Raw genomic sequence first — 11,749 nt, forward strand, 5'->3', positions numbered from 1 at the left:
ACTTTTGCCTTATTTATTTTCAAAAAGAGTGGTAAAAAAGAGTCTATAGCTCAAATTATAAACAAAGATCAACAGACCCTAAGTTCAGCTAAAAAGCCGCTTGATGACATCAATAATCAAATTGCATTTCGCCACCACCGAACTGATCTGCATGTATTCGGTTTTCATATGCATATTGCCGCCGGTCGGTCCCAAGCCATCAATCGTCGGACAACCGACAGAAGAGGCGATATTGCCGTCACTGACGCCGCCGGCATCAACCCATTTAATTTGCATATTGTGCGCTGCACCCACTTCAGCAAACAGCAGCTTGATTTTCGGCAAGTTGATTTCATCAATCATCGGTGCTTCGTGATTCACCAACCGCTTTTCATGGCGAACCCCGTCCTGCAGCGGATTATCCAACACCTGCGCCAGCCGTTGCTCAAAAAACCCAACCGAAGCAGGCAATCTGTAGCGCATTTCGATAGTAAGCGCTGCGAAATCCGGCACAATGTTTTGTGCTACTCCACCCTTGGTGATAATACAGTTAAAGGTGTGTCCGGCGCTAAAATCATTCAGTTTTGAAAATTCCAGCACAAAATTGGCGGCTTCCACCAGTGCCGAGCGTCCTCGCTCCGGATTATTGCCGGCGTGTGCCGCTAGCCCATGAAAATCAATCGCGTAGGTGATCACCCCTTTACGGGTCGCCACCATCGAACCGTCTTCCCTTGCGGGCTCCATCACAAAGCAGTACGCGGATTTACGAGCGTATTCACGGATACTCTCTTTGGCGTACAACGATCCGATCTCTTCGTGCGAATTCAGATATAGCCCGACGTTCAATTTATTCAAATCCAGCGCTTTGATCACATAAAGCGCCATTAATGCGCCAGCTTTATCGTCGATCACGCCCAGTGCATTAATGCGATCATCCTGTTGGCAAAAAGGCGCTTGTGCCAACGTGCCGACCGGAAACACCGTATCCATATGGGCGATAAACAAAATATCGAAATGCTCCGCCTCAAGGTTGTTGCTGATAAATAACCCTTCCGCTACCGTATCACTTTGCATGGCAACCTTTTGATACGCTAGCTGTTGCACTTTCGCTTTGGCGATAAACCAATCGGCAACTTGATTGACTCCCTCGATATGGTGTGACGGACTTTCAATCTCGGTCAACTGTTTCAGTTCGTCTAAAAATAGCGGTAACTCTTCGTGTTGCATATTTACCTCCGTTAAACAAAGAAACTCATCAACAACATCGCAAGATAGGCATTAATGATACAAATGCCGAACAACACCAGATAGTGTTTTCCCGGTACGCCTAATACGCCAAGAATCCGCCCCATATACTGCACCGTCGAGCCGACTAGCGCCATGCCGGGTAATAAAACTGCAATATCTTGCGCATTCAACACCCCTTCTTGTACTAAGGCAACCAATACGCCGGCAGCACCACCCCAACTTAAAAAAGCCGCCATAATAACTGCGATCGCTTCGCCCGGCAGTCCCAAAGGGAGCATAATAAAGCCCAAATATTCACCGATTAGTTTGAGCAATCCCGAAGCATTTAAAATATAGATAATCACAAACGCCATTAATACATTCGGTATGGTGTTAGTGACCGCAATATTCCAACCTTTTCTGGCACCATCGATGAAAATATCGGTAATAAGTTTATTTTGGTTGCTTGTCTGGCTCATCACTATTCCTCATCTTCTTTAACAAATTTTTTCACATATAACCGCATTAAATTTGCTCCAAAAATTTTGAACACAAAAATAATCCCTAAGCACATGGCAATGGAAACCGGCGCTACCTGTCCGGCTTTATCAGGAATCAGCAACACCGGCGCAAACGAAGATAAAAAATTGGTGAGTAACGCTCCGGCACTAAATTGAAACGCCGCAAAAATCAGTAATTCTTTATGAGTGATTTCTTTTTCTTCGCGTAAAAATTTGGTGGTCGAACTGCCAGCATCGGTGCTTTGCGTGCTGGCAATCAAAGAAATCGAGCAGTTGCCGGGAATTCCCATCACCGGTTTCAAAATCGGATTCAACCATTTTGATGCCGCCGACAGCGCACCGTAATGCTCAAATACCGCCACAAAGCCGAGAGCCAACATCACACTGGGAACTAACGTCAGCGCAAATAGAAAACCACCTTTGGCACTGATCCCACCACTGGTTTTTAACCAATCAGGAAATTGTCCGGTCAATTTACTGAAATCAAAAATTCCACCAATAAAATCCTTGGCAAAGCCGCCAAAAAATATAATTGCCAAAATTAATGAAATTGTGCCGACAATCAATTTTTTCATACTATTTTCTGACATACACCCTCCTTCAACGGTTATAAATTACTTTTACTCTAGTCATATCAAGCTGCGAATACAATCAACAAAGTGCATTTTTGCTGGTTATCTCAAGTTTTATCGACTGTTTGCCAAAACAAAGCTAACACCACAAAAATAAACTAAACCACTCTTTTTTAGCTTGTTATAAATTTGCGTTAGATCAAAGAAACTGCAAATCGATATGTGAAAAATCATTTGTCAAATCAATCAATTAAGTTATAAATCCAGCATAAATACACCTAAAGAGGTAGTTAAATATTCTCGGATAGTTATCACTAATCAATCACTTATGCTAAAATCTGGCTTCATTTTTAAGGAATATTTATAAATTTGTACCATGTTTGAAAAAAACCGACTGACACTACACAATTTAAGCTGCCAACGCGGCGAAAAACGCCTGTTTGCTGCGTTTTCTGCTATCTTCGAGAGCGGGCAATTTGTGCAGTTGGAAGGGCACAATGGTATTGGAAAAACCAGTCTATTGCGGATTTTAACCACACTTTCACAACCGTTGTCGGGAGAAGTGCGGTGGAATGAGTTGGATATTTTCAAATCGCGCGACAGCTATTTGGCACAGCTGCTGTATTTAGGGCATTCCAGTGGTGTGAAAAGTGAGTTGACCCCTTACCAAAATTTAAAATTTTATCAACAGATCAGCCCATGCAAAACTGGTGAGGCGATTATTTGGCAGGCGTTGGAGCAAGTCGGGTTGTGTGGTTATGAAGAAAGTGCGGTCTATCGCCTCTCTGCCGGGCAACAAAAACGAGTGGCACTGGCACGTTTATGGCTGAGCCAAGCACCACTGTGGATTTTAGATGAGCCGTTTACAGCGATCGACAAACAAGGACAACAACAGCTGACCGCACTTTTTGAACAGCACTGCCAACAAGGGGGAATCGTGATCTTGACCAGCCATCAAGCAATTGAAAGTAAGCGGTTACTACGATTGTCAATGCAGCCCTTCAAAAGTGATTGTCAAGACTGACATAGTCAATCAGAGTAGAAAGGATAATCTGGAATGATTTTTTTCCCTATCATCAAACGTGAATTAAAAATCGCTTGGCAAAAAAAGAGCGAGCTGCTGAATCCGTTATGGTTTTTTCTGCTGGTGATCACGCTGTTTCCACTGTTAATCGGCCCGGAACCGGCATTGCTGACCCGCATTGCCCCGGGCATTGTTTGGGTTGCCGCACTACTGTCGGCGTTATTGGCGTTTGAACGGCTGTTTGCCGATGATTTTCGTGATGGTTCGTTGGAGCAACTGATGCTGCTGGCTTACCCTTTGCCGCTGACCATGTTGGCAAAAGTCTGCGCCCATTGGCTGCTGACCGCACTTCCACTGATTTTGCTCTCACCCATTGCAGCGTTGCTGCTGTCATTGGAACCGGCGGTTTGGTGGGCACTGATTTTAACCCTGCTACTTGGCACGCCAACCTTGAGTGCCATTGGTGCTATCGGCGTGGCGTTGACAGTGGCGCTGCGCAAAGGCGGCGTTTTGTTGAGTTTATTAGTGGTACCGTTAATTATTCCGGTATTAATTTTTTCCGCCTCAATTTTGGATGCGGCACAACTACAGCTTGATTACAACGGACAGCTGGCTATTTTGGGTGCAATAATGGCGCTGAGTGTCAGTCTGGCACCTTTTGCCATTGCAGCAGCACTGCGTATCAGCCTTGATTAAATTTAAACTGAATAAAATGGAGTGAAATAGAGCATGTGGAAATGGTTACACCCTTACGCTAAAGCCGAAACCCAATACCGCATTTGCGGCAACATTGCGCCCTATGCCGGGGTGCTTGCCCTGTTATTGCTGAGCGTTGCTTGGGTTTGGGGCTTGGCATTTGCACCAGCCGACTATCAGCAGGGCAATGGCTTTCGAATGATTTATGTGCACGTTCCAGCCTCAATTTGGTCGATGGGAATCTATGCTTCCATGGCTGTTGCCGCTGCGATTGGTTTGATCTGGCAGATTCGTCACGCCTACCTTTCAATGATCGCCATGGCACCGATTGGGGCGGTATTAACCTTTCTTTCCCTTGCCACCGGTGCGATTTGGGGCAAACCGATGTGGGGAACCTGGTGGGTTTGGGATGCCCGTTTAACCGCCTCGTTGATCCTGTTTTTCTTATATCTCGGTATTTTAGCGCTGTACTCCGCCTTTCAGGATCGCCGCAGTGCTGCCAAAGCGGCTGCTGTTTTGACATTGGTCGGGGTGGTAAACCTGCCGATTATCCACTTTTCGGTCGAATGGTGGAACACCTTACATCAAGGCGCCACCATCACCAAATTTGAAAAGCCCTCAATGGCAACATCAATGTTGATTCCGTTGCTGCTTTCCATTTTCGGTTTTCTGTTTTTATCTTTATGGCTAACCCTGATCCGCTATCGCAATGTTTTACTGCAAGAAGAGCAAAAGCGTCCTTGGGTGCAGGCTTTGGCTAATCAATTTATTGGAGGGAAAAAATGACCCCGTTTTTCCAAACTTGGCAAGATTTTTTGAATATGGGCGGCTACGGTTTCTATGTGTGGCTCTGTTATGGCGTTTCACTGCTGGCAATCGTGATACTAAGTGCGGTCAGCCTGAATGACAAAAAACGTTTGCTGACGCAAATTGCTAAAGAACAAGCACGCCAGCAACGGATTCAACAAGCTCGACAAGGAGAACAGCAATGAACCCAAGACGCAAATCTCGCCTGAGTCTATTACTGCTAGCGTTGCTCGGTGTTTCGATTGCCGTTGGTTTGATGCTGTATGCGCTGCGACAAAATATCGATCTTTTTTATACCCCGACTGAAGTGATTTATGGCAAAGATCATAAAAGCGACACCAAACCACAACCGGGACAACGTTTGCGAATCGGTGGCATGGTGGTGGAGGGCACCGTAGTGCGCGATCCAAACAGCCTGAAAGTGCGGTTTGACCTCAATGACATCGGTCCCTCTGTGACAGTGGAATACGAAGGCATTTTGCCGGATCTGTTCCGTGAAGGGCAAGGCATTGTGGCGCAAGGGGTATTGATTGATGAAAAAACCCTAAAAGCCCATGAAGTATTGGCAAAACACGACGAAAATTATGTACCGCCGGAGCTGGAAAGCCAAATGCAGAAAGTCCATCAACCGATGGGTGTTTCTGCCGCAGATTTGAAAAACGTTTCAGAAAAAGACCAGCAAAATATGGATAAATTTCAACAACATTTGCAACAAACCATCGACGCCAATAAAGCTGAGGCAACCAAATGATCGCTGAACTAGGAAATTACGCACTGGCATTGTCTTTGGCGCTTGCTGTGCTGTTGACCGTGTTACCGGCTTACGGCTGTCGCAACAATAATGCAACGCTGATGTCGCTGGCAAAACCGATGACATTCAGCCTGTTTTTCTGCCTGACATTTTCTTTTGTCGCACTGGCTTATTTATTTGCCGTGAACGATTTTAGCGTGCAGTACATTGTTAATAACTCAAACACCACGTTGCCGCTGCACTATCGCTTATCGGCTGTTTGGGGATCGCACGAAGGCTCGTTGCTACTGTGGATCTGGCTACTGTCACTGTGGGCGGCAGCGGTCGCCATTTTTAGCAAAAGCCTGCCGCAAGAAGCGATTGCACGCGTGTTATCGGTGATGGGCTTGATCAGCATCGGTTTTTTGGTATTTATTATTTTTACCTCTAACCCGTTTGACCGCACTTTCCCCGATTTCCCGGTCGATGGTCGTGAATTGAATCCATTGTTGCAAGACGTTGGCTTGATCTTCCACCCACCACTCTTGTATATGGGCTATGTCGGTTTTTCAGTGGCATTCGCCTTTGCCATCGCTGCCTTACTCGGCGGCACATTAGACACCGCTTGGGCACGCTGGTCACGCCCGTGGACACTGGCGGCATGGCTGTTTTTAACCCTTGGAATCGTACTCGGCTCTTGGTGGGCATATTACGAACTGGGCTGGGGCGGTTGGTGGTTCTGGGATCCGGTAGAAAACGCCTCGCTGATGCCATGGATTGCCGGCACGGCGCTGATTCACTCTTTAGCAGTCACCGAAAAACGTGGCAGTTTCAAAGCGTGGACAGTATTATTGGCGATTTTGGCATTTTCACTGTGTTTGCTCGGCACCTTTTTAGTCCGTTCCGGCATCTTGGTGTCAGTGCACGCCTTTGCGTCTGATCCAACCAGAGGATTATATATTCTCGCCTATCTGGTGGTGGTCATCGGGGGCTCATTGGCGCTGTATGCCGTTAAAGGCCATCAGATCCGTTCGACCACTCACTACGAACGCTACTCGCGTGAAAGCCTGCTGCTGCTCAACAATGTGTTTTTGATGACCGCACTTTCGATAGTACTCATCGGTACTCTGTTACCGCTAGTCCATAAACAATTAGGCTTAGGCTCAATCTCGGTCGGTGCGCCGTTTTTCGATCAAATGTTTTTAATTTTGATGGTGCCGTTTTCGTTTATTCTCGGCATCGGTCCACTGGTCAAATGGCGACGTGATCAAGTCAGCGCTATTCGCAAGCCCGTGATAATCAGTCTGGTTGTCATGGTCGTCTGCGGTTTCGCATTACCGCACTTTTTATTTGACCGCATCACCACAACCGCCGTGTTGGGCGTGATGATGGCAAGCTTGATCTTGCTGCTCAGCTTATACGAAATGCAGCAACGAGCCACTCACCGCCACAGCTTTGTTAAAGGCTTAAGCAAACTTTCTCGTTCCCATTGGGGGATGATTGCAGCCCATGTAGGGGTGGCGATGACAGTATTCGGTATCGCATTCAGCCAAAATTACAGCATTGAACGTGATGTTCGCATGAACAGCGGCGACAGCGTACAAATCGCTGACTACCGTTTCGTGTTCCAAGGCGTCACCCCGCATAACGGCGCCAACTACGAAGGTGTGAAAGCGCAAATCGAAGTATTTAAACACGACAAACTGCAAACCATCCTACACGCAGAGAAGCGCTTTTACACCGTCAGCCGGATGAGCATGACTGAAGCGTCGATCGACTGGGGCTTTGGGCGCGATATTTACGTAGCACTTGGCGAGCGACTGGACGATGGCGCTTGGGCAGTGCGCTTATATTACAAACCGTTTATCCGCTGGATTTGGATTGGTGGACTGTTTATGGCACTTGGTGGCTTGTTGTCAATGCTGGATCGCCGTTACCGTTTGAGCAAAATTGCTCGGCAGAACACCAAGCGAGGAGATGTCTATGAATAATAAAAAACTGTTTCTGCCACTATTCGCATTTTTGGGGCTAGTCTTAGTATTTGCTTGGCAACTGGTGCGCAACTCCGCCGGTGAAGATCCGAAAACATTGGAGTCTGCACTGGTCGGCAAGCCAGTACCGCACTTTGAACTGCCATCTCTGCAAGACGGGGAACAAGCGCTTACTGAGGCCATTTTTCAGCAAGGTAAACCATTGCTGCTAAATGTCTGGGCAACTTGGTGTCCGACCTGCTATGCCGAACACCAATATTTAAACCAGCTCGCCAAGCAAGATATCACCATTGTCGGTATCAATTATAAAGATGATCTAACTAAAGCCGCTCAATGGCTGAAAAATTTAGGCAATCCGTATCAACAGAATATTTTGGATCAAAAAGGTATGCTAGGCTTGGATTTAGGCGTTTACGGTGCACCGGAAACGTTCCTGATCGATTGCCAAGGGGTGATTCGCTACCGCTATGCCGGCGATATGAACGAAACCGTTTGGCAAGAGAAGTTTAAATCGCTGTTTGAAAAAATCCAACGCGAGGAAACAGCATGCAAAAGCTAATTGTTTTATTACTGCTGTTTTTCAGTCTGCCGACTTTTGCCGCAATTGACAGTTATGAATTCAGCTCACCGCAGCAAGAGCAGGCTTATCAACAACTGACTCAGCAGCTGCGCTGTCCGCAATGTCAAAATAATAATATCGCAGACTCGAATGCTACAATCTCAACCGACATGCGGGCTAAAGTTTATGAATTGCTGCAACAAGGCAAAAGCAAACAAGAAGTGGTTGATTATATGGTGCAGCGCTACGGTAATTTTGTCACATATGATCCACCACTGGCGCCGTCAACACTGCTCTTGTGGCTGATTCCCGCAGCATTGTTGTTAATCGGCATTTTGATTTTATTCCGACGCAAACCGCACTTGCGACATCAGCCAGCAGACCCTGTGCTTGATCAACAGCGTTTGAACAAGATTCTACAGCGCGACGATAAGGAGAAAAAATAATGTTGTGGCTCGTTTTTTTACTGCTCACCCTCATCACCGCATTATTGGCGTTCTATCCGTTATTGGCTAAAAATAAGAATAAAAGTGCGGTTCAGCAGCAAGATCTGAATCGTGCCTTTTATTACGATCGGCTGCAAGAATTAAAACAAGATAATGAACAAGGCTTACTGGACGATCCACAACAGAGTGAAAGTGAGTTACAACAACAGCTGCTAAACGATATTCCGTTACAACAAACTGAAATGCAAAACAGTCGCTTGAAAAACGGAAAAATCTGGTTCACTTCTGGCACATTAGCCTTAACAGCCATTGCCTTAGTCACCTATTTTAGTGTCGGGTCATGGCATGGCGAGAGTATGCTGGAAAATGCCCACGCTCAGCTACCGCACTTGCAACAACGTTTAGCACAAGAACAGCAACAGCCGTTAACCGCTGAAGAGCTGCAACAATTCACTATCGCACTGCGCGCTGAGCTGCAACAGGCACCGGATAACGATAAAAATTGGTGGCTGCTCGGTCAAATTGGTATGGCAGCCGGCAACGGACAACTGGCGCTGGACAGCTATAAACGCGCCACCGCACTTGCGCCGGAAAATACGGAATATAAGTTAAGCTATGCCAGAGTGCTAATGTTCTCACAAGACGAGAATGATAAAACACGCGGCGAATTGTTGTTGCGTGAAGTAATTAAGCAAGATCATAATAATATTCAGGCGCTCAGTTTATTGGCATTCAGTGCGTTTGAAAAAGAAGACTATAAAATGGCATTAATGTCGTGGGAAATGATGCTGCGCCAATTACCGCCTGACGATGAGCGAGTTCCCTTGATTCAGCGCAGTATGAGCCATGCCATTGCCGAACTGAAGGCACAAGAGCAACAGCCAGCGGCTAATCCATAAATTAAGCCACACATAAAGGAAGAGATTTAGATGCAAACACAGTTAAAAATCGGCTTGGTTTCAGTATCCGACCGCGCCTCGCAAGGCATTTATACCGATCAAGGAATTCCGGAATTACAACGTTGGTTGGAAAATGCTTTAACCGAACCTTTTGCTGTCGAAACCCGTTTAATTCCTGATGAACAAACCGAAATTGAGAGAACCTTAATTGAACTGGTTGATCAGCAACATTGTCACTTAGTGCTTACCACCGGCGGCACCGGTCCAGCCAAACGTGATGTCACGCCTGACGCAACACTGGCCATTGCTGATCGGGAAATGCCGGGCTTTGGTGAACAGATGCGCCAAGTGAGCCTGCATTTTGTGCCGACTGCCATTCTATCACGTCAAGTTGGCGTGATTCGCAAACAATCTCTGATCATTAACTTGCCCGGTCAGCCGAAAGCCATTAAGGAGACGCTGGAGGGGGTTAAAGATCAACACGGCAAAGTATTGGTCAACGGTATTTTTAGCGCCGTTCCGTATTGTTTGCAGTTGATCGACGGCATTTATATTGATACAGTGCCAGACATCATTGAAAGTTTCCGCCCTAAATCAGCACGCAAAGAATATAAGGAATCAACATGAAAAAAATCGAAGCAATTATCAAACCATTCAAATTAGATGACGTACGAGAAGCCTTATCCGATGTGGGCATTACCGGTATGACGGTTTCCGAAGTAAAGGGTTTTGGTCGTCAAAAAGGGCATACTGAAATCTATCGCGGCGCTGAATATATGGTGGATTTCTTACCTAAAGTTAAACTGGAAATCGTGATTGCTGACGAACAAGTGGATGCTTGCGTCGATACTATTATCGAGACGGCGCAAACCGGAAAAATCGGTGACGGCAAGATTTTTATCTATGATGTTGAACGAGTTATCCGCATTCGCACCGCAGAAGAAAACGAAGACGCGTTGTAATGTTTTTCTACCTGATTGCCTTCGCAGCCGGATTAGCACTCGCCACTCAGGCTGCGATCAATAGCCAACTCAGCAAAGCCGTTGGCGATCAGCCTGTGGTCGCGGCATTAATCTCCTTCTTTACCGGCACCCTATTGCTACTGTTTATTACGCTAAGTAAAGCCAACCTCAGCGAAGTCTGGTTCAATCTTCCTCATCAACCTTGGTGGAAATGGATCGGCGGTCCTTTGGGCGCAATGGTTGTGTTTACCACCGTATTGCTTGCGCCAAAAGTCGGGGTCAGCAATATGCTGTTTTTTATCATTGTCGGGCAATTGATTATGGCAATGTTAATTGATCATTATGGCTTAATTTCAATGCCAGTCCGCTCAGCAACCCTCTGGAAATTTATTGGATTAACTGTTGTATTTATCGGCATGACACTGTTCTTTTATGGCGAAAAATGGTTTAAATCATAATCTCGATTTCACTTGCACTCGCTGTCGCAATGTGGAAAATAATCCGTATTGATACTACCGCACTTTATATAGTGGAATAAAATAAGAAAAATACAAGGCGCAGCCAACGCCGTAGATTTCTTATTTTATTTCACTATACTTTTTAAATTACTTTTTAGGAACTTAACATGATATCAAAACAACAAATTTTAGATGCTTACCACAACCGCTACGCTTGCAAAAGCTACGATCCCAATAAAAAAATCAGCCAAGACGATCTGACTTTTATTCTAGAAACAGCCCGTTTGTCTCCCAGCTCCTTTGGACTGGAACCTTGGCGTTTTCTCGTGATTGAGAATCTACAAATCAAAGAGTTGATTCGTGACATTGCTTGGGGAGCTAAAGATAAGATCATGGATTGCAGCCATTTTGTTGTTATTTTGGCTCGCCAACAAAGTGCATTACAACCCGGCAGCGAATACATTCGCCAACAACGAGCAGAAATCATGAAATTACCCGCTGAAGTGATCGCATTATATGAGGGGTTTTACCGCAATTTTTGTGAAAATGAATTTAATTTAAATACAGAGGAAGCGTATTACGCCTGGGCAAGCCGCCAGTGTTACATCGCCTTGGGCAACATGCTGACCAGCGCCGCCATGATTGGGATTGACTCAACCCCGATCGAAGGCTTCCCACTTGAAAAACTGAATAATGCATTAGTAGAAAAAGGGTTATACGACCCACAAGCATTTAAACTCAGTGTCATGGCGGCTTTTGGCTATCGTGCCGGTGAACCTCGTGCTAAAACTCGTCGCGCTTTTGACGATGTAGTAAAGTATATTAAGTAACACCCATTGTAATATTCAAAGTGCGGTTGACCGCACTTTGAATTCACT

At 45.9% G+C, this 11,749-nt stretch carries 16 protein-coding genes; 13 read left to right on the plus strand and 3 right to left on the minus strand.

What is annotated here, in order from left to right; translation table 11 throughout:
- Positions 1-84: 84 nt before the first annotated feature.
- The 3 genes from FHQ30_RS10795 to FHQ30_RS10805 are packed head-to-tail and all read right to left on the minus strand — an operon-like array spanning position 85 to position 2,317.
- A complete protein-coding gene (locus FHQ30_RS10795; protein WP_139611476.1) occupies positions 85-1,206 on the minus strand; it encodes a M20/M25/M40 family metallo-hydrolase in 1,122 nt (373 codons plus the stop codon).
- An 11-nt stretch (positions 1,207-1,217) separates the two neighbouring features.
- Positions 1,218-1,685: a YjiG family protein gene (locus FHQ30_RS10800; RefSeq protein WP_139611475.1), complete on the minus strand. Its 468-nt coding sequence runs from the start codon at positions 1,683-1,685 to the stop codon at positions 1,218-1,220.
- A 2-nt stretch (positions 1,686-1,687) separates the two neighbouring features.
- On the minus strand, positions 1,688-2,317 hold the full coding sequence (locus tag FHQ30_RS10805) for a nucleoside recognition domain-containing protein (protein ID WP_139611474.1): 630 nt from the start codon (positions 2,315-2,317) through the stop codon (positions 1,688-1,690).
- 358 nt (positions 2,318-2,675) lie between these two features.
- Between FHQ30_RS10805 and ccmA the strand changes: the two genes are divergently transcribed.
- The 13 genes from ccmA to FHQ30_RS10870 all read left to right on the plus strand — a co-directional run bounded on the left by ccmA (position 2,676) and on the right by FHQ30_RS10870 (position 11,701).
- On the plus strand, positions 2,676-3,323 hold the full coding sequence (ccmA, locus tag FHQ30_RS10810; protein ID WP_139611473.1) for a cytochrome c biogenesis heme-transporting ATPase CcmA: 648 nt from the start codon (positions 2,676-2,678) through the stop codon (positions 3,321-3,323).
- A 33-nt stretch (positions 3,324-3,356) separates the two neighbouring features.
- Positions 3,357-4,019, plus strand: a complete 663-nt coding sequence (ccmB, locus tag FHQ30_RS10815; protein WP_139611472.1) for a heme exporter protein CcmB — start codon at positions 3,357-3,359, stop codon at positions 4,017-4,019.
- Positions 4,020-4,052: 33 nt separating this feature from the next.
- Positions 4,053-4,805, plus strand: coding sequence for a heme ABC transporter permease (locus tag FHQ30_RS10820; protein ID WP_139611471.1), 753 nt, complete (start codon positions 4,053-4,055; stop codon positions 4,803-4,805).
- Positions 4,802-5,011, plus strand: a complete 210-nt coding sequence (gene ccmD, locus FHQ30_RS10825) for a heme exporter protein CcmD (protein WP_132968002.1) — start codon at positions 4,802-4,804, stop codon at positions 5,009-5,011. The genes FHQ30_RS10820 and ccmD overlap by 4 nt, the downstream gene beginning before the upstream one ends.
- Positions 5,008-5,577 carry a cytochrome c maturation protein CcmE gene (gene ccmE / locus FHQ30_RS10830; RefSeq protein WP_139609221.1) on the plus strand — a complete coding sequence of 190 codons (570 nt, stop codon included), beginning with the start codon at positions 5,008-5,010 and terminating at the stop codon, positions 5,575-5,577. The genes ccmD and ccmE overlap by 4 nt, the downstream gene beginning before the upstream one ends.
- Positions 5,574-7,547, plus strand: a complete 1,974-nt coding sequence (locus FHQ30_RS10835) for a heme lyase CcmF/NrfE family subunit (protein WP_139611470.1) — start codon at positions 5,574-5,576, stop codon at positions 7,545-7,547. Before ccmE ends, FHQ30_RS10835 begins: the two co-directional genes overlap by 4 nt.
- On the plus strand, positions 7,540-8,106 hold the full coding sequence (locus FHQ30_RS10840) for a DsbE family thiol:disulfide interchange protein (protein WP_139611469.1): 567 nt from the start codon (positions 7,540-7,542) through the stop codon (positions 8,104-8,106). The genes FHQ30_RS10835 and FHQ30_RS10840 overlap by 8 nt, the downstream gene beginning before the upstream one ends.
- Positions 8,094-8,552, plus strand: a complete 459-nt coding sequence (locus FHQ30_RS10845) for a cytochrome c-type biogenesis protein (RefSeq protein ID WP_139611468.1) — start codon at positions 8,094-8,096, stop codon at positions 8,550-8,552. Before FHQ30_RS10840 ends, FHQ30_RS10845 begins: the two co-directional genes overlap by 13 nt.
- A complete protein-coding gene (gene ccmI / locus FHQ30_RS10850; protein WP_139611467.1) occupies positions 8,549-9,451 on the plus strand; it encodes a c-type cytochrome biogenesis protein CcmI in 903 nt (300 codons plus the stop codon). The genes FHQ30_RS10845 and ccmI overlap by 4 nt, the downstream gene beginning before the upstream one ends.
- Before the next feature lie 30 nt (positions 9,452-9,481).
- Positions 9,482-10,078 (plus strand): molybdopterin adenylyltransferase, encoded by a 597-nt coding sequence (gene mog, locus FHQ30_RS10855; RefSeq protein WP_139611466.1) that lies wholly within the window; start codon positions 9,482-9,484, stop codon positions 10,076-10,078.
- Entirely contained in the window at positions 10,075-10,413 is a 339-nt protein-coding gene (gene glnB, locus FHQ30_RS10860; protein ID WP_139609227.1) for a nitrogen regulatory protein P-II, read from the plus strand. Before mog ends, glnB begins: the two co-directional genes overlap by 4 nt.
- Positions 10,413-10,871 carry a DMT family transporter gene (locus tag FHQ30_RS10865; RefSeq protein ID WP_139611465.1) on the plus strand — a complete coding sequence of 153 codons (459 nt, stop codon included), beginning with the start codon at positions 10,413-10,415 and terminating at the stop codon, positions 10,869-10,871. The genes glnB and FHQ30_RS10865 overlap by 1 nt, the downstream gene beginning before the upstream one ends.
- Positions 10,872-11,038: 167 nt before the next feature.
- Positions 11,039-11,701 (plus strand): NAD(P)H-dependent oxidoreductase, encoded by a 663-nt coding sequence (locus tag FHQ30_RS10870; RefSeq protein WP_139611464.1) that lies wholly within the window; start codon positions 11,039-11,041, stop codon positions 11,699-11,701.
- Positions 11,702-11,749 lie beyond the last annotated feature (48 nt).

It is taken from the genome of Testudinibacter sp. 'clade 2' (assembly GCF_006227735.1).
Taxonomy (GTDB): Bacteria; Pseudomonadota; Gammaproteobacteria; order Enterobacterales; family Pasteurellaceae; genus Chelonobacter.

What these genes read in the sequence shown, in the direction of transcription:
- FHQ30_RS10795 (WP_139611476.1), bottom strand. Translation starts at nt 1,206, where the DNA reads ATGCAACACGAAGAGTTACCGCTATTTTTAGACGAACTGAAACAGTTG.
- FHQ30_RS10800 (WP_139611475.1), bottom strand. Translation starts at nt 1,685, where the DNA reads ATGAGCCAGACAAGCAACCAAAATAAACTTATTACCGATATTTTCATC.
- FHQ30_RS10805 (WP_139611474.1), bottom strand. Translation starts at nt 2,317, where the DNA reads ATGTCAGAAAATAGTATGAAAAAATTGATTGTCGGCACAATTTCATTA.
- ccmA (WP_139611473.1), top strand. Translation starts at nt 2,676, where the DNA reads ATGTTTGAAAAAAACCGACTGACACTACACAATTTAAGCTGCCAACGC.
- ccmB (WP_139611472.1), top strand. Translation starts at nt 3,357, where the DNA reads ATGATTTTTTTCCCTATCATCAAACGTGAATTAAAAATCGCTTGGCAA.
- FHQ30_RS10820 (WP_139611471.1), top strand. Translation starts at nt 4,053, where the DNA reads ATGTGGAAATGGTTACACCCTTACGCTAAAGCCGAAACCCAATACCGC.
- ccmD (WP_132968002.1), top strand. Translation starts at nt 4,802, where the DNA reads ATGACCCCGTTTTTCCAAACTTGGCAAGATTTTTTGAATATGGGCGGC.
- ccmE (WP_139609221.1), top strand. Translation starts at nt 5,008, where the DNA reads ATGAACCCAAGACGCAAATCTCGCCTGAGTCTATTACTGCTAGCGTTG.
- FHQ30_RS10835 (WP_139611470.1), top strand. Translation starts at nt 5,574, where the DNA reads ATGATCGCTGAACTAGGAAATTACGCACTGGCATTGTCTTTGGCGCTT.
- FHQ30_RS10840 (WP_139611469.1), top strand. Translation starts at nt 7,540, where the DNA reads ATGAATAATAAAAAACTGTTTCTGCCACTATTCGCATTTTTGGGGCTA.
- FHQ30_RS10845 (WP_139611468.1), top strand. Translation starts at nt 8,094, where the DNA reads ATGCAAAAGCTAATTGTTTTATTACTGCTGTTTTTCAGTCTGCCGACT.
- mog (WP_139611466.1), top strand. Translation starts at nt 9,482, where the DNA reads ATGCAAACACAGTTAAAAATCGGCTTGGTTTCAGTATCCGACCGCGCC.
- glnB (WP_139609227.1), top strand. Translation starts at nt 10,075, where the DNA reads ATGAAAAAAATCGAAGCAATTATCAAACCATTCAAATTAGATGACGTA.
- FHQ30_RS10865 (WP_139611465.1), top strand. Translation starts at nt 10,413, where the DNA reads ATGTTTTTCTACCTGATTGCCTTCGCAGCCGGATTAGCACTCGCCACT.
- FHQ30_RS10870 (WP_139611464.1), top strand. Translation starts at nt 11,039, where the DNA reads ATGATATCAAAACAACAAATTTTAGATGCTTACCACAACCGCTACGCT.